General features: G+C 66.6%; 16 protein-coding genes. 14 read left to right on the top strand and 2 right to left on the bottom strand.

The genetic code is table 11. The features are described from left to right. Position 1: 1 nt before the first annotated feature. From FVQ98_RS09265 to FVQ98_RS09210, 12 genes are all read left to right on the top strand, one after another. Positions 2 to 1624, top strand: a complete 1623-nt coding sequence (locus FVQ98_RS09265) for an ATP-dependent acyl-CoA ligase (RefSeq protein WP_147913150.1) — start codon at positions 2 to 4, stop codon at positions 1622 to 1624. Positions 1625 to 1678: 54 nt separating this feature from the next. Continuing rightward, the gene (locus FVQ98_RS09260; RefSeq protein WP_147913149.1) at positions 1679 to 2854 is read left to right on the top strand and encodes a thiolase family protein; all 1176 of its coding nucleotides are present in this window, start codon (positions 1679 to 1681) and stop codon (positions 2852 to 2854) included. Further along, positions 2851 to 4104 (top strand): SDR family NAD(P)-dependent oxidoreductase, encoded by a 1254-nt coding sequence (locus FVQ98_RS09255; protein WP_147913148.1) that lies wholly within the window; start codon positions 2851 to 2853, stop codon positions 4102 to 4104. The genes FVQ98_RS09260 and FVQ98_RS09255 overlap by 4 nt, the downstream gene beginning before the upstream one ends. A gap of 3 nt (positions 4105 to 4107) precedes the next feature. Next, complete coding sequence (locus tag FVQ98_RS09250; protein WP_147913147.1) at positions 4108 to 4905, top strand: cyclase family protein; 798 nt, start codon at positions 4108 to 4110, stop codon at positions 4903 to 4905. A 33-nt stretch (positions 4906 to 4938) separates the two neighbouring features. Further along, positions 4939 to 5670, top strand: coding sequence for an SDR family NAD(P)-dependent oxidoreductase (locus FVQ98_RS09245; RefSeq protein WP_147913146.1), 732 nt, complete (start codon positions 4939 to 4941; stop codon positions 5668 to 5670). Between the two features lie 75 nt (positions 5671 to 5745). Further along, positions 5746 to 6873 (top strand): ABC transporter substrate-binding protein, encoded by a 1128-nt coding sequence (locus tag FVQ98_RS09240; RefSeq protein ID WP_147913244.1) that lies wholly within the window; start codon positions 5746 to 5748, stop codon positions 6871 to 6873. A 175-nt stretch (positions 6874 to 7048) separates the two neighbouring features. After that, positions 7049 to 9433, top strand: coding sequence for a bifunctional salicylyl-CoA 5-hydroxylase/oxidoreductase (locus tag FVQ98_RS09235; RefSeq protein WP_147913145.1), 2385 nt, complete (start codon positions 7049 to 7051; stop codon positions 9431 to 9433). A 1-nt stretch (position 9434) separates the two neighbouring features. Continuing rightward, on the top strand, positions 9435 to 9899 hold the full coding sequence (locus FVQ98_RS09230; protein ID WP_147913144.1) for a MarR family winged helix-turn-helix transcriptional regulator: 465 nt from the start codon (positions 9435 to 9437) through the stop codon (positions 9897 to 9899). Further along, a complete protein-coding gene (locus FVQ98_RS09225; protein ID WP_147913143.1) occupies positions 9896 to 10753 on the top strand; it encodes an enoyl-CoA hydratase family protein in 858 nt (285 codons plus the stop codon). Before FVQ98_RS09230 ends, FVQ98_RS09225 begins: the two co-directional genes overlap by 4 nt. Before the next feature lie 14 nt (positions 10754 to 10767). Then, positions 10768 to 11979: an acyl-CoA dehydrogenase family protein gene (locus tag FVQ98_RS09220; protein WP_147913142.1), complete on the top strand. Its 1212-nt coding sequence runs from the start codon at positions 10768 to 10770 to the stop codon at positions 11977 to 11979. A 150-nt stretch (positions 11980 to 12129) separates the two neighbouring features. After that, complete coding sequence (locus tag FVQ98_RS09215) at positions 12130 to 13755, top strand: AMP-binding protein (RefSeq protein WP_147913141.1); 1626 nt, start codon at positions 12130 to 12132, stop codon at positions 13753 to 13755. After that, positions 13752 to 14153, top strand: coding sequence for a RidA family protein (locus FVQ98_RS09210; protein WP_147913140.1), 402 nt, complete (start codon positions 13752 to 13754; stop codon positions 14151 to 14153). The genes FVQ98_RS09215 and FVQ98_RS09210 overlap by 4 nt, the downstream gene beginning before the upstream one ends. A gap of 29 nt (positions 14154 to 14182) precedes the next feature. Here the strand turns inward: FVQ98_RS09210 and FVQ98_RS09205 are convergent, their stop codons facing one another. Together FVQ98_RS09205 and FVQ98_RS09200 are read right to left on the bottom strand one after the other, a co-directional pair. Next, positions 14183 to 15043, bottom strand: coding sequence for a DMT family transporter (locus FVQ98_RS09205; protein ID WP_147913139.1), 861 nt, complete (start codon positions 15041 to 15043; stop codon positions 14183 to 14185). Next, positions 15040 to 16512 (bottom strand): aminotransferase-like domain-containing protein, encoded by a 1473-nt coding sequence (locus FVQ98_RS09200; RefSeq protein WP_147913243.1) that lies wholly within the window; start codon positions 16510 to 16512, stop codon positions 15040 to 15042. Before FVQ98_RS09200 ends, FVQ98_RS09205 begins: the two co-directional genes overlap by 4 nt. 100 nt (positions 16513 to 16612) lie before the next feature. Here FVQ98_RS09200 and FVQ98_RS09195 point away from each other — a divergent pair, with 100 nt between their 5' ends. Both FVQ98_RS09195 and FVQ98_RS09190 read left to right on the top strand, forming a co-directional pair. Then, entirely contained in the window at positions 16613 to 17221 is a 609-nt protein-coding gene (locus FVQ98_RS09195) for a LysE family translocator (RefSeq protein WP_147913138.1), read from the top strand. Then, positions 17218 to 18135 carry a DMT family transporter gene (locus FVQ98_RS09190; RefSeq protein ID WP_147913137.1) on the top strand — a complete coding sequence of 306 codons (918 nt, stop codon included), beginning with the start codon at positions 17218 to 17220 and terminating at the stop codon, positions 18133 to 18135. Before FVQ98_RS09195 ends, FVQ98_RS09190 begins: the two co-directional genes overlap by 4 nt. Positions 18136 to 18141: the final 6 nt, after the last annotated feature.

Genomic DNA, 18141 nt, shown 5'->3' with positions numbered 1-18141 from the left:
CATGCATCAGACGTCCCCCTCTCACGCGGCGCCGGACGGCGACCTCGTCGCACTTTTTTCAGCCGCCGACCGCACGCTGCCCACGATGTTGCAGCGTCAGGCAGAGCGCCATGGCGATCGCGCGCTGCTGGTGCTTGGTGATCAGCGCTGGAGCTACCGCGACGCGGTGCGCATGGCGGCTGCGTATGGCGAGAAATTGCGCGCAGCCGGAATTGCCGCAGGAGATCGTGTTGCACTGATCTGCACCAACCGGGCGGAATTCATGCAGACCCTGCTGGGTTGCGCTTGGATCGGCGCCGTCACAGTGCCGATCAATGTCGCGGCGCGCGGCGTACAGCTGCGTCACGTCCTCACCAACTCTGGGGCGCGGCTGCTGGTGTCTGAGCCGGAGGGTTGGGCGGCGGTCAACCAGTTGGAAGGTGAGCCGTTGCCCCTGGAGCGCGTCTGGCTGATTGGCGCAAGCTCTGAACCAGCGCGAAGCCACGTACAACCCTTTCCTCACGCGGACGGTGTCGGCGCGGACGCCGCGCCGGTGCGACCTGGCGACATGCTCGCCATCCTGTATACGTCGGGCACCACCGGTTTGTCCAAGGGCGTCTGCTGTCCGCATGCGCAGTACTTCTGGTGGGGCGTGCACAGTGCGCGCCTGCTTGGACTGGGCGAAAAGGAAGTTCTGCACACCACGCTGCCGCTCTTTCACACCAACGCACTCAACGCATTTTTCCAGGCGTTGCTGACCGGCTCGACGCTGGTGGTGGAAAAGCGCTTCTCGGCTTCGGCTTTTTGGGAGGCGCTGGCGAATCACCACGCAACGGTGACGTACGTATTGGGCGCCATGGTGCCGATTCTTCTGGCGCGGCAGCCCGGACCCCAGGATCGCGCGCACGGCGTACGCATCGCGCTGGCACCCGGTGTGCCCGAGCAATTCCAGGCCGAGTTTGTGGCCCGCTTCGGTTTGCATCTTCTTGAGGGCTACGGATCAACCGAGACCAACTTCGTGATCGGTGCCACGCTTGACGAGCAGGTGTTGGGCACGATGGGAAAGGTCCGCGACGGGTTCGAGGCCCGCGTCGTGGACGATCAGGACAATGAAGTGCCTGCTGGCGAGCAGGGCGAGTTGATCCTGCGCGCCAAGGAACCCTTCTCTTTCGCAACCGGCTATTTCGGCATGGCCGACAAGACAGTGGAAGCGTGGCGCAACCTTTGGTTCCACACCGGCGACCGCGTCAGTTGTGACGAGCGCGGCTATTTCCGCTTCATCGACCGGCTGAAGGACGCCATACGGCGACGAGGCGAGAACATTTCGTCTTACGAGGTGGAGCAGGTGCTGTTGAGTCACCCGCAGATCGAAGTAGCTGCGGTGTTTCCAGTGCGCAGCGAACTGGCCGAGGACGAGGTCATGGCCGCGATCGTCCTGCGCGAGGGCGTGGCATTGGACGAGATCGAGCTGATGCGCTTTTGCGAGACGCGGATGGCGTACTTCGCGGTGCCGCGCTATGTTGAATACATGGTGCGCCTGCCTGCCACTGAGAGCGGCAAGATCCAGAAGTTCAAGTTGCGCGAACGCGGTATCTCTCCCGACACCTGGGACCGCGAAGCGGTGGGCTACAAGGTGGCGCGATGAGATCTTGGGCTTGCATTGCATGCCTGATCTCAGCGGGCTGAGAGGCGCAATTCCATGGCAGCATTCCGACGCCAGGGCTACGAAGGTGTGGCTGTTGCGGTGCCAGTGACGGTGCCTTACCGCCGCTATGCCACAGAAGGGGCGCATTGGTTCCTGGGTCAAGCCTTGCGTCAGCTGGTCGAAGCCAGCGGTATCGACCAGCGTCAGATCGACGGGCTAACAGTGAGCAGCTTTTCGCTGGGGCCCGACACCGCGGTGGGTGTGACACAGCACCTCGGCCTGAGCACGCGGTGGCTGGATCACATTCCTACAGGCGGAGCTTCTGGTGTGATGGCCTTGCGCCGTGCGGCACGCGCTGTGCAGGCTGGGGACGCGAATGTCGTGGCCTGCGTGGCAGCCGACACCAATCACGTGGACTCCTTTCGACAGACGCTCGGGGGCTTCAGCCACTTCGCGCGCGATGCGACGTACCCGTATGGGGCGGGTGGCCCCAACTCGGTGTTCGCAATGATCACGGCGAACTACATGCGGACCTACGGGGCCGTGCGCGAGGACTTTGGGCGCATCGCTGTCAGTCAGCGGACCAACGCTTTGCGCAACCCCAATGCACTGTTCAAGAAGGCGCTGACACTGGACGAGTACATGGGGGCCAAGGCAGTCTCCGATCCTCTCCATCTTTTTGACTGCGTCATGCCCTGCGCGGGCGCTGACGCGTTCCTGGTGATGAGTGAATCGCGCGCACGCGACTTGGGTTTGCGCTTCGTTCAGGTGCGCGGCGCCATCGAGCGACACAACGCCTATGCCGATGACCCGATCATGGTCCGTGGCGGCTGGCGCATGGACCGGGACGACCTGTACGCCATGGCGGCCGCCCAACCCGGCGACGTGGATTTCATCCAGACCTACGACGACTATCCGGTCGTCGTGATGATGCACTTCGAAGACCTGGGGTTCTGTGAAAAAGGCGAAGGACCGGCATTCGTGCGTGAACGTACCCTGACCTGGGACGGCGACTTTCCCAACAACACCAGTGGTGGACAGCTTTCGGTCGGACAGGCCGGCGCTGCGGGCGGCTTCATCGGCATGGTCGAGGCCATCCGTCAGCTGACGGGAGAAGCCGGGGCGCGCAGCGTGCCGGATGCCCGCCTCGGCATGGTCTGCGGCTTCGGCATGGTGACTTACGACCGTTGCTTGTGCACGGGCGCGGCCATTCTGGAGGCAGCCGAATGACCATGCCCTTGATGCGTCCGCCGCGCAAGAACCCGGTGCTGCGTACGCCCCAGATCAACCTACCACCAAGCGCCCGTGGTCGTGTCGCCCTGGCGCTGACCGCGGCGGCGGCCGAAGGGCGCTTCGTGCTGCAAACCTGCGCAGACTGTAGTGCGGTGCAGTACCCGCCGCGCGAGGCTTGTTATCGGTGCCTGTCGTCGCGACTGCCTTGGCGCGAACAGGCTGGTCGAGGTCGCCTGTTGGCCGATACCACGCTGCACCACAGCAACGACCTGTACTTCCGCGAGCGACTCCCGTGGCGCCTTGGCATGGTTCAGCTTGAAGCCGGGCCGAGTCTGATGGTGCATTTGCATGCCGCGGTTGGCCATGCGCCGTGCGCGGTTCGCCTGGGGGCGCGTCTGGACCGATCGGGCCAGGCGGTTCTGATCGCATTTCCTGAACATGACGAGGCACACATGGCAGACGACCGCATGCTGCGCGAGATGACATCCGACCCCCATCACCGCAAGGTGCTCGTGACCGATGGAAAGACGCCGGTTGGCCAGGCGCTGGTGCGCGCGCTTGTCAAGGCGGGGGCCGAACTGGTATGGGTCGGCCGCGCCGAAGCCTGGAAGAAGATGCCGAGCAGCGACGAGTTGACGGCATTGCCTCAGGTCAGCTGGGTACCGCTGGATGTGACCGACGGTCGCTCGGTAGCGGAGCTTGCGGGCGAGATCGGTGGCAAGGTGGATATCGTCATCAATAACGCCGAAGTGCATCGGAGCTTTGGCATCTCGGCGCGGCGTGGCACCGATGTGGCCAGGGCCGAGATGGAGGTGAACTACCTGGGGCTGCTGCGCCTGGCTCAAGAGTTCGGCCCGGCGCTGAAAGGACGCTCCGCGGACGGAGCCGCCCATGCGACGGCCTGGGTCAACCTGCTGTCCATCTACGCACTGTCCAACTTTCCGGCACATGGGACGTTCTCGGCGTCGAAGGCAGCGGCCTTCTCATTGGCGCAGTGTCTGCGCGCGGAGATGCGACCGGCAGGCATCCGTGTCGTCAACGTTTTTCCTGGTCCTGTTGACGACGAGTGGAATCAGCAGATGCCACCGCCCAAACTGGCGCCCGAGGCGCTGGCCAAGGCGGTCGTCTCGGCGCTGCGTGACGGGGTGGAGGACGTGTACCCCGGCGACGTGGCGCAAGAGTGGTTGGAGCGTTGGCGGAGCAATCCCAAGGTGCTCGAGCGCGAGCTCTCTTTGAGCGGAGGTTGAACGATGGAAGCTTTGACGACGTGTCCGTTGACCGCATTGGTTGGTGCACTGGCCGCGGGCCAATTGCGTGTGGTCGACCTTACCCAAGCGCTCACGCCCGAGTTTCCGCAAATCGCACTCCCGCCGGAAATGGGTCAATGCTGGCCGTTTCGGATCGAGGAGGTTTCACGCTATGACGATCGCGGCCCGGGCTGGTACTGGAACAATTTCTCTTGCGGAGAGCACACGGGAACGCATTTCGACGCGCCGATCCACTGGATTTCCGGGCGCGATCTGCCCAACAATTCGGTCGACACCATTCCGCCGGAGCATTTCGTGGCGCCGGCTTGCGTCATCGACTGCAGCCAGCAGGCAAATGAGGATCCGGACTATCTCCTCAGCGTGCAAGACATTCTTGACTTCGAGGCGCTGCACGGGCGCATTCCCCGGGGTGCGTGGGTGCTGATGCGCACCGATTGGTCACAGCGAAGTGATCCCGTCGCTTACCAGAACTTCGATGAAACGGGTCAACACACGCCAGGCCCCAGCACCGAAGCGGTGCGGTTTCTGGTGGAAGAGCGTGATGTGCTGGGCTTCGGTTCAGAGGCCATCGGCACCGACGCGGGCCAAGGCTATCACCTGCGGCCACCGTATCCCTGCCACTACTACATGCACGGTGCGGGCAAGTATGGCCTGCAGTGCCTGACCAATCTTCACCTTCTGCCGCCGGTCGGTGCCGTGCTGATCTGTCCTCCGCTCAAGATTCGCCATGGCAGCGGCAGTCCCTTGCGCGTGCTGGCCATGGTCATGGCTTCGTCCTGAGCTTGCCGCAGACTGGAGCAAAGGAACAACCCTATGGACGAACCTTCCAAGGTTGCAGTGGTCACGGGTGGCAGCGCAGGCATTGGCAGAACGATCTGCGAACACCTGCTGCGGGACGGCTATGAGGTCATCTCGATGGCGCGGCGTGCAGGCGAGCTGGTGCATCCGCGCTTGATCCACATGCAGGTCGACCTGAGCGATCGCGCGGCCACCACCGCAGCGGCCAGCGCCATCGCCCAACGGGGTGATGTCACCACCGTTGTTCACAACGCCGGTGTGATCCGCGCCGCATTGCTGCCGGAAGTCCAGTTGGCGGACGTCGATGCACTGGTCAATTTGCACCTGGCGTGCGCGATCCAACTCGTGCAGGCGGCGTTGCCCGCCATGCGAGCACAGCGGTTCGGGCGAATCGTGTTGCTGTCGTCAAGGGCCGCCCAGGGCTTGGCGACACGCACCGCGTATTCGGCGACCAAGTCCGGCATGCTGGGCATGGCCCGCACCTGGGCGCTGGAGCTGGCGCCGGAAGGCATCACGGTCAACGTGGTCGCACCGGGCCCAATCCGCACCGACATGTTCTACGACGTGGTTGAAGCCGGCAGCGAGCGCGAACGTGCGCTCGCTGCGGCGCTGCCGGTCAAGCGCCTGGGCGAACCGGCGGACGTCGCGCGCGCAGTGGACTTTTTCATCGATCCTGACAACGGATTCATTACCGGCCAGACCTTGTTCGTTTGCGGCGGCTCCAGTGTGGGTTCGCTCACGATCTGAAGGCCAACGGATTTCCCCAACCCCTGACTTGCACCGAAGGAGCATCCCATGAAGTTAGCGCATCGAATTCGTTCCATGGCCACCGTGGCCATGGCTCTTGGCCTGGCTTCAGTCGCGTCGGCCCAGGTCAAGGTGGGCGTCGTATCGTCTGCCACCGGTCCGACGGCCCTCGTGGGCATTCCGCAGAAGAACACCGTTCCGTTGCTGCCCAAGCAGATCGATGGCTTGAGCGTCGAATACATCGCGCTCGACGATGCCAGTGATCCAACCACGTCCGTGACTTCGGTGCGCAAGTTGATCGCCGAAAACAACGTGGACGCGATCATCGGCCCATCGGGTTCGCCGAATGCCATGGGCGTCATCCAGTTCATTGCCGATGCCGGTGTGCCGCTGCTGGCGCCGGTGGGCACCGCTGCCGTTGTGCTGCCCATGGACGACAAGAAGAAGTGGGTCTTCAAGACCACGCAGAACGACGACATCATTGCCGAGGCGCTGGTGGACCACATGGTCAAGACTGGCGTCAAGACGTTGGGCTTCATCGGCTTGTCAGACCCCTACGGCGAGAACTGGTACAAGGTCGTCAGCGGCCTCGTCGCCAAGCACAACATTCGGATCGTGGCGAACGAGCGCTTCCAGCGCTCGGACACGTCGGTGACCGGGCAAGGTTTGAAGCTGGTAGGTGCCAAGCCAGACGCCGTCTTGATTGCAGCACCCGGCGGACCATCGGTGCTGCCGCAGATCACCATGGCTGATCAAGGCTACGCCGGCAAGGTGTACCAGACCCATGGTGCTGCGCTACCGGATTTCCTGAAGCTGGGTGGCAAGAAGGTCGAGGGCACGATCCTCGCAGCCAGCTTGATGCTGGTGCTGCCAGAAATCGCCGACAGCAACCCGTCTAAGAAAATGGCGTCCGACTACATTGCGGCCTATGAGAAGCTGAACGGCAATAAGCCTGCCACGTTTGGCGCCAACGTGTACGACGCGGGCTTGTTGCTGCAGCGCGCCATTCCGCTCGCCGCCAAAGCTGGCAAGCCCGGGACGAAAGAGTTTCGATCGGCACTGCGAGACGCGCTTGAGCAGACTAGGGAGCTGGTGGCCACGCAGGGCGTCTACAACATGACGCCGCAGGACCACAGCGGTTTTGACCAGCGTGGTCGCGAACTGATCACTGTCAAGAACGGCAAGTTCGTCCTGCTGAAGTAGGCAGGCCATCATGGACGGCGCGCCCCCGCGCTGTCCAATCCGTCGAGCCGCGCTCGCTGCGCTTGCCTAGGAGGCATGAAGCGGGCCAGCGGCTTCTTTTCGCTGGAAACGGCGCTTGCGGCGCCTCGTAAAAACACGGTTGACAGCGAATCGTTCATATCTAAAATATCCAATCATGAACATTGTCTGCATCGGCGGTGGGCCCGCCGGCCTGTACTTCGCACTGCTGATGAAGCAGCACAACCCCGCGCACGACATCACCGTCGTCGAGCGCAACAAGCCCTACGACACGTTCGGCTGGGGGGTGGTCTTTTCGGACGCCACCATGGACAACATGCGCGCCTGGGATCCGGTGACCGCGGCCGAGATCGAGCAGGCGTTCAACCACTGGGACGACATCGAGCTGCACTTCAAGGGCGAAGTGATCCGCTCAGGTGGCCACGGCTTTGTCGGCATCGGCCGCAAGAAGCTGCTCAATATCTTGCAGGCGCGTTGCGAGCAGTTGGGCGTCAAGCTGGTGTTCGAGACCGACGCGGATTCGGACGCGCAGTACCCCGATGCCGACCTGATCATTGCCAGCGACGGCATCAACTCCAAGATCCGGACCCTGCACCAGGACGTGTTCAAGCCCGAGTTGGTGGTTCGCCCCAACCGTTACATCTGGCTGGGCACGCACAAGCTGTACGACGCCTTCACCTTCCTGTTCGAGCAGACCGAGCACGGCTGGTTTCAGGCCCACATCTACAAGTTCGACGAGAACACCACCACCTTCATCGTCGAATGCCCGGAGCATGTCTGGCTGGCCCACGGTCTGGACAAGGCCACGCAGGACGAATCCATCGCCTTCTGCGAAAAGCTTTTCGCCAACAACCTGCAGGGCGCCCAGCTGATGACCAACGCGCGCCACCTGCGCGGCTCGGCCTGGCTCAACTTCACGCGCGTCAAGTGCGACCAATGGTGGCTGCGCAACGACCACGGCAGCCACGTCGTGCTGATGGGCGACGCGGTGCACACAGCGCACTTCGCCATCGGCTCGGGCACCAAGCTGGCGATCGAAGACGCCATCGAACTCACCCGCCTTTTCAAGGAAATGGGCGACGCGCCGGCACACATCGGCGAAGTGCTCACGCGCTACCAGGCGCTGCGCAGCGTCGAGGCGCTGAAGCTGCAAAACGCCGCCTGGAACGCCATGGAATGGTTTGAAGTGTGTGGCGAACGCTACTGCAACACCATGGAGCCGCCGCAATTCATGTACAGCATGCTGACACGCAGCCAGCGCATCAGCCACGAGAACCTGCGCCTGCGCGATGCCGGGTGGCTGGAAGGCTACGAACGCTGGATTGCCGAGCGCGATGGCTTGACGGTAGACGCCGTTAGCCACCCGCCGCCGCCGATGCTCACGCCGTTCACGGTGCGCGGCCTCACGCTCAAGAACCGCATCGTCGTCTCGCCCATGGCCCAGTACAAGTCGGTCGACGGCGTCGTGGGCGACTGGCACATGGTGCACCTGGGCGCGCGCGCCGTCGGCGGCGCGGCCATGGTGATGGTGGAGATGACTTCGCCCACCATGGCGCTGGGCTACGACGGCCGCATCACCCCCGGCTGCCCGGCGCTCGAGAACGACGCGCAACAAGCCGCGTTCAAGCGCATCGTCGACTTCGTGCACGCGCAGAGCGACGCCAAGATCGGCCTGCAGCTGGGCCACAGCGGGCCCAAGGGCTCGACCCAATTGGGCTGGCAAGAAATGGACGAGCCCCTGCCCAGCGGCAACTGGCCGCTGGCCGCTGCCAGCGCGGTGCCGTACGGTGAGCAGAACCAGGTGCCGGCCGAACTTTCCCGCGCCGAAATGGATGCGCTGCGCGACGCCTTCGTGGCCGCCACGCGCCGTGCGGATGCGGCCGGCTTCGACTGGCTCGAACTGCACTGCGCGCACGGCTACCTGCTGGCGTCTTTCATCAGTCCGTTGACCAACCAGCGCACCGACGAGTACGGTGGCTCGCTGGAGAACCGCTGCCGCTACCCGCTGGAAGTCTTCCGCGCCATGCGCGCCGCGTGGCCCGCCGACAAGCCGATGAGCGTGCGCATCTCCGCGCACGATTGGGCGCCCGGCGGCAACACGCCGGCCGACGCGCTGGAAATCGCGCGCCTGTTCAAAGCCGCCGGCTGCGACGTCATCGACGTGTCATCGGGTCAGACCACGCGCGATGCGCGCCCGGTCTATGGCCGCATGTACCAGACGCCGTTTGCCGACCGGATCCGCAACGAAGCCGGCATCGCCACCATGGCTGTAGGGGCGATTTCCGAGGCCGACCACGCCAACAGCATCATCGCCGCCGGCCGTGCCGACCTGTGCGCCGTCGGCCGCCCGCACCTGGCGGACCCGGCCTGGACGCTGCATGAAACCGCCAAGCTGCAGTCGCAGGCCATCCACTGGCCGCAGCCCTACCTGAGCGGGCGCGACCAGATGTACCGCGAGCTGGCCCGCCACAAGGCGATCGCCGACGCGGCCGACAAGGAGCTGAACGACTTCAAGGCCGAAGCGCGGCGTGTGGTGGCCTGACATGGACCTGGAAGCCCGCGCCCATTCAGAACACCCGGAGGAGCTGCGCCTCTGGCTGCGCCTGCTGACCTGCACCCAGCTGATCGAAAAGCAGATCCGCAGCGATCTGCGCGACCAGTTCGATACCTCGCTGCCGCGCTTCGACCTGATGGCCCAACTGGAGCGTGCACCCGAGGGGCTGCGCATGAACGAGCTGTCGCGCCGCATGATGGTGACGGGCGGCAACGTGACCGGGATCACCGACCAGCTGGAAGGCGAAGGCCTGGTGGAGCGCCTGGTGGTCGAAGGCGACCGGCGCGCCTACCGCGTGCGCCTGACACCCAAGGGTCGGCGCCAGTTCAGCGCCATGGCGCAGGCGCACGAAGAGTGGATCGTCCACGCCTTCGCCGCGCTGTCACCGCAGGACATCGATGCCATGCACCAGCTGCTCGGCAAGGTCAAGGAACACTTTCAGGAAACCGCATGAAACACTACATCGGCAGCAGCAACCCCATGCGCCCGCAGTTCGACGCGCGCGCACCGTACAAGGCCCAGCACTTCAGCTGGTCGTGCAGCGAAGATGGCGTCGGCACCGTCATGCTCAACCGGCCGGAGCGCAAGAACCCGCTGACCTTCGACAGCTACGGCGAGATGCGCGACCTGTTCAACGGCCTGCGCTACGCCACCGACGTCAAGACCATCGTGGTCACCGGCGCGGGCGGCAATTTCTCGTCCGGCGGTGACGTGCACGACATCATTGGCCCACTGACCAAGATGACCATGCCCGAGCTGCTGGAGTTCACCCGCATGACGGGCGACCTGGTCAAGGCCATGCGCAACTGCCCGCAGCCCATCATTGGCGCCATCGACGGGATCTGCGCCGGCGCCGGCGCCATGATGGCGCTGGCTTGCGACATCCGCTACGGCACCGAAGGCACGAAGACCGCCTTCCTGTTCACCCGCGTGGGCCTGGCCGGCGCCGACATGGGCGCCTGCGCGCTGCTGCCGCGGGTGATCGGCCAGGGCCGCGCCAGCGAGCTGCTGTTCACGGGACGCGCCATGACGGCCAGCGAAGGCCTGGCTTGGGGCTTCTTTAATGCGCTGCACGCGCCCGGCGAGCTGGTCGAAAAAGCCCAGGCCATGGCGCGCGAGCTGGCCGCCGGCCCGACCTTTGCGCACGGCATGACCAAGACCATGCTGAGCCAGGAATGGGCGATGACCATCGACCAGGCGATCGAGGCCGAAGCGCAGGCTCAGGCCATCTGCATGCAGACGCAGGATTTCCGCCGCGCCTACGAAGCCTTCGTGGCCAAGCAAAAGCCGGTGTTCGGGGGCGATTGATGAGCGCCGGCGTCATGCAAGCCACGGCCCTGGTGCCGTCCAGCGCGCATCTTGCGTTGCCGTTTTTTGACGCGGCCCACCGCGACATCGCCGCGCGCCTGCCCGACTGGGCCAATGCGCAGCGCGTGGATGAAGCCGACGACCGCGCCGCCTGCCGCGACTGGGTCAAGCGCCTGGGCGACGGCGGTTGGTTGCGCTATGGCGTGGCGGCGGCGCACGGCGGGGCGCTTGCGCAGCTTGATTCGCGCGCGCTGGTGGTGCTGCGCGAGACGTTGGCCTTCTATTCGCCCTTGGCCGATTTCGCCTTCGCCATGCAGGGCCTGGGCAGCGGCGCCATCTCGCTCGGCGGCACGCCGGCGCAGCAGGCCGCGTACCTGCCGGCGGTGGCCAGCGGGCAGAAGATCGCGGCCTTTGCGTTGTCGGAGCCGGACGCAGGGTCCGATGTGGCTGCTATGCAAACGGTAGCTGCTTGCGCAGATGACAGTAGGCCTGCAGGCCAGAATCATTCAAATTCTTCGCTCTGGCGCCTGAACGGCACCAAGACCTGGATCAGCAACGGCGGCATCGCCGATTTCTACTGCGTGTTCGCCAAGACCGACCCGCAGGCCGGCGCGCGCGGTATCACCGCCTTCATCGTCGACAAGGGCGCGCCGGGCCTGGACGACAGCGCCCACATCCACGTGATGGCGCCGCACCCGCTGGCCACGCTGCGCCTGACGGACTGCCAGGTGTCGGGCGACGCGCCACTGGGCGAGGTCAACGGCGGCTTCAAGCTGGCGATGCAGACGCTGGACATCTTCCGCGCCAGCGTCGCCGGCGCCGCGCTGGGCATGGCGCGCCGCGCGCTGGCCGAGGCGATCGACCACGCGCGCCAACGCAAGATGTTCGGCCAGACGCTGGCCGACTTTCAGTTGACGCAGGCCAAGCTGGGCGAGATGGCCGCGCTGATCGACGCCGGCGCGCTGCTGACCTACCGCGCCGCCTGGATGCGCGACACCGGCCACGGCACCATGAAGGAGCGCAGCGTGGCCGCCGCCATGGCCAAGATGACCGCCACCGAAAACGCGCAGCGCGTGATCGACATGGCGCTGCAGATGCACGGTGGCCTGGGTGTGCAGGTGGGCACCAAGGTCGAATCGCTGTACCGCGACATCCGCTCGCTGCGCATTTACGAAGGCGCGACCGAAGTGCAGCAGCTGATCATCGGCAAAGCGAGTCTGACATGACCCCCCTGAGCCGCTGCGCGTCTTCCCCCCAAGGGGGGACAGCGCCAGACGCCGGCGCGGGTCCGGCGTCGGCGCTTGCTGAACCCGGCCGCGTACCGCTCGCCCATTGCACCGCCACGCGTCCACGCGATTGACCGCTTCGGAGTTGACATGACCACGCCCAGCGCCCAGACCGACCGCTTCGTGCACGACCGCCTGCCGCCGCGAGCGCAGTGGCCTGAGTTTCGCTACGACCTGCCCGAGCTGCAGATTCCCGACCAGGTCAACCTGGTGCAGCGCCTGCTGGATGACGCGGCAGACAAGGGCTGGGCCGACCGGCCGATGCTGCGTTCGCCCCAGGTCACTTTCACCTACGCCCAGGCGCGCGAGCGGGTCGACCGCATCGCGCACTACCTCGTGAACGAATTGAAGCTGGTGCCGGGCAACCGCGTGCTGCTGCGCGGGGGCAACTCGATCGGCATGGCGCTGGCGTGGCTGGCCGTGGTCAAGGCCGGCCTGATCGCCGTGGCCACCATGCCGCTGCTGCGCGCGCCAGAACTGGCCAAGGTCATCGCTAAGGGCGAGCCGGTGGCGGCGATCTGCGACGCCAAGCTGTTGGACGAACTGCTGGCCGCGCAAAAGCAGCACCCGGACACCCTGCGCCACGTGCTGAAGTTCAACGCGCCGGGCGACGACCAGGACCTGGGCGCGCTGGTCGCCAGCCAGCCGGCCGAATTCAGCGCTTGCCCCACCGCCGCGGACGACATCGCGTTGCTGGCCTTCACCAGCGGCACCACCGGCAGCCCCAAGGCGGCGGTACACAGCCACCGCGATGTGCTGGCCGCGTGTGAGGCGTGGCCGCGCCATGTGCTCAAGGCCACGCCGGACGACATCGTCACCGGCTCGCCGCCCCTGGCCTTCACCTTTGGCTTGGGAGGGCTGCTGCTGTTCCCGATGTGGGCGGGCGCCAGCATCTACTACCCCGACGTGCCGTACAACCCCGAAACCATGGTGCGCCAGATGGGCGAGCACGGCGTCACCATCTGCTACACCTCGCCCACCTTCTACCGCCAGCTGGCGCCGCACGCCAAGGCCATCGGCATCCCCAGCCTGCGCATCTGCGCCAGCGCGGGTGAAGCCCTGCCCGACGCCACGCGCCAGCTGTGGAAGGAAGCCAGCGGCATCGAGATGCTGGACGGCATCGGCGCCACCGAGATGTTCCACATCTTCATCTCGTCTGCCGGTGCCGAGGTCAGGCGCGGCGCCATCGGAAAGGTGGTGCCCGGCTATCTGGCCAAGGTGGTGGGCGAGGACGGCGCCGAGCTGCCGCGCGGGCAGATCGGCAAGCTGGCCGTGATCGGCCCGACCGGTTGCCGCTACATGCAGGACGAGCGCCAGACCACCTATGTGCAGCATGGCTGGAACCGCCCGGGCGACGCCTTCACGCAGGACGAGGATGGCTATTTCCATTACCAGGCGCGCGACGACGACATGATCATCACGTCGGGCTACAACGTTGGCGGCCCCGAGGTCGAGGATTGCCTGATGGCGCACCCAGCCGTGGCCGAGTGCGGCGTGGTCGGCAAACCCGACGACGAGCGCGGCATGATCATCAAGGCGGTGGTCGTGCTCAAACCCGGCCACCACGGCGACGCCGCCATGGCCAAGGCGCTGCAGGACTACGTCAAGCAGACCATCGCCCCATACAAGTACCCACGTGAAGTGGAGTTCGTCACCGCGCTGCCGCGCACCGAAACCGGCAAGCTGCAGCGCTTCAAGCTGAGGCAGAACGCATGAACCAATCCCTCCAACCCGAAGGCTGGACCGCGCCGAAGGGCTACGCCAACGGCGTTGCCGCGCGCGGCACGCAGATCTACGTCGGTGGCCAGATCGGCTGGAACGCCCAGCAACAGTTCGAGACCGACGACTTCATCGAGCAGTGCCGTCAGACGCTGCAGAACGTGGTGGCCGTGCTCAAGGCCGGTGGCGCCGGGCCCGAGCACATGGTTCGCATGACCTGGTACGTGATCGACCGCGTGGAATACAACGCCCGCCTGAAGGAGCTGGGCCCGGTCTACCGCGACGTCATCGGCCGCCACTTCCCCGCCATGACGTGCGTGCAGGTCGCGGCGCTGATGGAAGATCGGGCCAAGGTGGAGATCGAAGTGACGGCGGTGGTGCCCGACGCGGCCTGACTTACCGTGCGACGGGCTGCGGCCAGCGCTCAGTGCGCCAAGCGCAGCAGCCCCAGGCCCAGCAGCACGCACACCGCCGCGAGCCAAGTCCGCGGGCCGATCGGTTCGCGTAGGAACCAGCCGCCGATCAGCACGGCGAACAGGACCGATGTTTCGCGCGCGGCCGCCACCAGCGGGACAGGCGCTTGGGTCATCGCCCACAGCGCAATGCCGTAGCTCGCCAGTGAGGCCGCCGCGCCGCCGAGCGCCCACGGCCAGCGCTGCCGGGCCATGGCGCGCAAGTCCGGACCCTGGCCGCGGCGCCGCCACAGCACCCACAGCGAAAACGGCAGCGCTTCCAGCAGCGCCAGGCTCATCACGTAGGCGAGCGCGTTGCCGCTGGCGCGCACGCCTTGCGCGTCGGCCAGCGTGTAGGCGGCGATGACGCCAGCGTTCAACAGCGCCCAGCCGACACCGCTCCCGTGCGTGCCGGACGAAGCCGGTGCGCGCCCGATCAGACCCAGCCACAGCACGCCGCCGGCCACGGCCGCCACGCCGGCTGCGGCCCAGGGTGAAAACGCTTCACCCAGCCAGGTCCAGCCCAGCAGCGCCACCAGCACCGGCGCCACGCCGCGCATCACGGGATAGACCACGCTCAGGTGACCGCGTTCGTACGCCGTGGCCAGCAGCCAGTAGTACGCGAAGTGAATCGTGCCCGACAACAAAAGCCATGGCCAGGCAGCTGAGTTGGGCCAACCGGTCCAGGCCAGCACCGGCAGGGCCAGCACCAGCCCGGCCACCCGCATCAGCGCCATCTCGACGGCCTTGTCGGCGCCGGCCTTGATGGCCGAATTCCAGCCCGCGTGCAGCAGGGCGCCGAGCAGCACCAGCGCCAGGACGGAGCCGCTCATGCGCTTTTCGCCATCGCGTCACGTGCTTGCTGAAACTGGCGCCAGAACTCGCCGTCCTGCGCCGACGCGAAGTTGATGCGCATCAGCGTGCTGGGGGCGCGCGTGGCGTGGAACAGCGCGCCCGGCGCCAGCAGGTAACCGACGTCCAGCAGGCGCAGCGCCAACGCGTCCGTGTCCACGCCGGTGTCGACCCAGCCGAACAGACCGGCCGGGTCGGTGACGAAGCGGCAGCCGGCGGCGCGCGCGTGGTGCACACTGCGCGCGCGCGCCAGCGCCAGGCGCGTGCGCACCCGCTCGGCGTGGTGCTGCAGCTGCTCGCTTTCGATGCACTGGGCCAGCGCACGCTCCAGCAGCGCGGGCGTGGTCAGTGTGGTCAGCAGCTTGGTGTCCAGCAGCGGCTCCACCAGGGCCGGCGGGGCCGCCAAAAAGCCGATGCGCCACGCCGGCGCCAGGATCTTGGCGAAGCCGCTGACATAAATGGTGCGCTGCAGTCCGTCCAGCTGCGACACGCGCGTGGCGTGGTCGGGCACCAGGTGGTGGTAGGTGTCGTCTTCCACCACGTAAAAGTCGTGCCGCTGCGCCAGCTTCAGCAGCTGGTGCGCGCTGGCCGGGCTCAGGCTGTAGCCGGTCGGGTTGTGCAGCACGCTGACGCTGACGAACAGGCGCGGCGCGTCGCGCGTGCCGGCGTGGGCTTCGCAATAGCGGGCCATCACCGCCAGGTCGGGCCCGTCGGGGCCGCGTGGGACCGGCAGCAGGCGCATGCCCAAGGCCGAGAGGCGGGCGAACTCCACCGACCAACCAGGCTCTTCCACCATCACCGTGTCGCCAGGCTTGAGCAGCGTGCGGCTGACAATGTCCAGCGCCTGCGTGGCACCCACGGTGGTGACGATCTGCGCCGGCACGGCGGCGATGCCTTGCTCGGCCAGGCGGTCGGCCAGCGCGCGGCGCAGCGCCGGGTCGCCCTGCGGGTCGCCGTAGCGCACGGTGGCGTCGCGCAAGCCGTGGCCGCTGCTGACGCGCTGCAGCGCCGCGGCCATGAAGTCGTTGTCCAGCCATTCGGGCGGCAACACGCCCATGCCGGGCTGCGGCCGGTCGCTGCCGCCGCTGTGGAACATGCCGCGCATCAGCGTGGCCGCGCTGATGGGCGCGTTCAACCGGCGCGCTTCCGCCGGGTCGGTGGATGCTATGGAAAGAGAATCTGCTTGCGCAGATCCAGCGCCGGCTGGATGCAGTTTCTTTGCCCAGTCGCGCACGTAGAAGCCGCGGTTGCGCCGCGCTTCGACCAGGCCTTGCGCCAGCAGGTGGTCGTAAGCGGCCACCACGGTGGACGGGCTGACCGCGTGCAGCGCGGCGCACTGGCGCACGCTGGGCAGGCGGCTGCCGGGCGCCATCAGCCGGTCGCGGATGCGCATGGCAAAGCGCGCTGCCAGCTGCTCCGTCAGCGTTTGCGTGGCGGCGCGCTGCAGCATGGGCGCCGGGTCGATCGGGTGCTCCGAAACCATACAGTTCTTGATCTGATTCGGTTAACTGTATTGGTAGTGTATGGCTGTTCGGCGCTAGAGTGCCACCATGCCCCTGACGGAATTCACCGCCCTGCTGCTGATGGCCACCGCCGCCAGCTTCACGCCCGGGCCGAACACCACCTTGTCCACCGCCATCGCCGCCAACCGGGGCCTGCGCGGCGCGATGCGCTTCGTCTGCGCGGTGCCGGTGGGTTGGGGGCTGCTGTTCTTGGCCTGTGCGCTGGGCGTGGGCGCGCTGATCGTCGCTGTGCCGGCGCTGCGTTGGGCCGTGCTGACGGTGGGCCTGGGCTACATGCTGTGGCTGGCCTCCAAGCTGGCGCGCAGCGGCACGCTGTCGCAAGCGGATGAACGCAAGCTCGACGTCACCTTCTGGCAGGGCGTGCTGCTGCAGTTTCTGAACATCAAGGCCTGGATGCTGGCCCTGTCGGTGGTGGCCGGGTGGATCGCTGGTCGCCCCGATGCAGGGGGCCGCCTCTTGCTGGTCGTGCCCGTGATGGTCGTCTTCGGCTTTGCCAGCAACTTCACCTACGCCATGGTCGGCTCGCTGCTGCGCGACTGGCTGGCGCAGGGCAGCCGCTTGCTCTGGTTCAACCGACTGATGGCCCTGGCCCTGGTCATAACGGCAGGCTGGATGGCCTGGACGGCGCTGCGATGAGCACCGCCACCGTTTCTCCCCACGACGACGCGCGCCGCCTGGCCGGCTTCTGGCTGGGCGTGCTGGGCACGGCCTGCTTTGCCGTCACCCTGCCTGCGACGCGCCTGGCCACCGGCACGGTGGACGACCCCCAACTGGCGCCCGCCTTCGTCACCTTCGGCCGCGCCGCCATGGCGGGCCTGCTGTCGGCGTTATTCCTGCTGGTGGTGCGCTCACCTTGGCCGACGGCGCGGCAATGGCGCATGCTGTCGATGTCGATGCTGGGCAACGCGGTGGGCTTTCCCTTGCTGTTGGCCTGGGCGCTGCGCAGCGTGACGGCCACGCACGCCGCCGTGATCACTGCGCTGCTCCCGTTGACGACGGCGATGGTCGCCGCGTGGGTGCTGCACCAGCGCGCGCGCCCGGCCTTCTGGGTCTGCGCCGTGCTGGGCAGCGGTCTGGTCGTGCTGTTCGCGTGGCTGCGCGCGGGTGGGCACGGCGGCTTTGGCTTCGAGCCGGCCGACCTGCTGCTGGTCGGCGCCATGGTGGCGGCATCGGTCGGCTACGTTTACGGCGCCAAGGTCACGCCCGAGCTGGGCGCCGAGCAGGTCATCTGCTGGGTCTGCCTGGGCGCGCTGCCGGTCACACTGCCGCTGGCGTGGTGGCTGTGGCCGGCCAACGCGGCCGACATCCGGCCGTCCGCCTGGGCAGGCTTCGTCTACGTCGGCTCGGTGTCGATGTGGGCCGGCTTTTTCGCTTGGTACCGCGGTCTGGATTGGGGCGGCGCGCTGCGCGTCAGCCAGACGCAGCTGCTGCAGCCGTTCCTTGCCATGCTGTTCGCCTGGCCGCTGCTGGGCGAGCGGCCCGATCTTCTGTCGATCGCCTTCGCGCTGGCGGTGGTCGCCACGGTGTTCTTGAGCCGCAAGCTGCGCTGAACCCGA

The sequence above is a fragment of the Ottowia flava genome (assembly GCF_008017535.1).
In the GTDB taxonomy this organism is placed as follows: domain Bacteria; phylum Pseudomonadota; class Gammaproteobacteria; order Burkholderiales; family Burkholderiaceae_C; genus Ottowia; species Ottowia flava.
The sequence above is the reverse complement of the archived record's forward strand: the minus strand, read 5'-3'. Positions and strand labels throughout refer to the sequence as shown.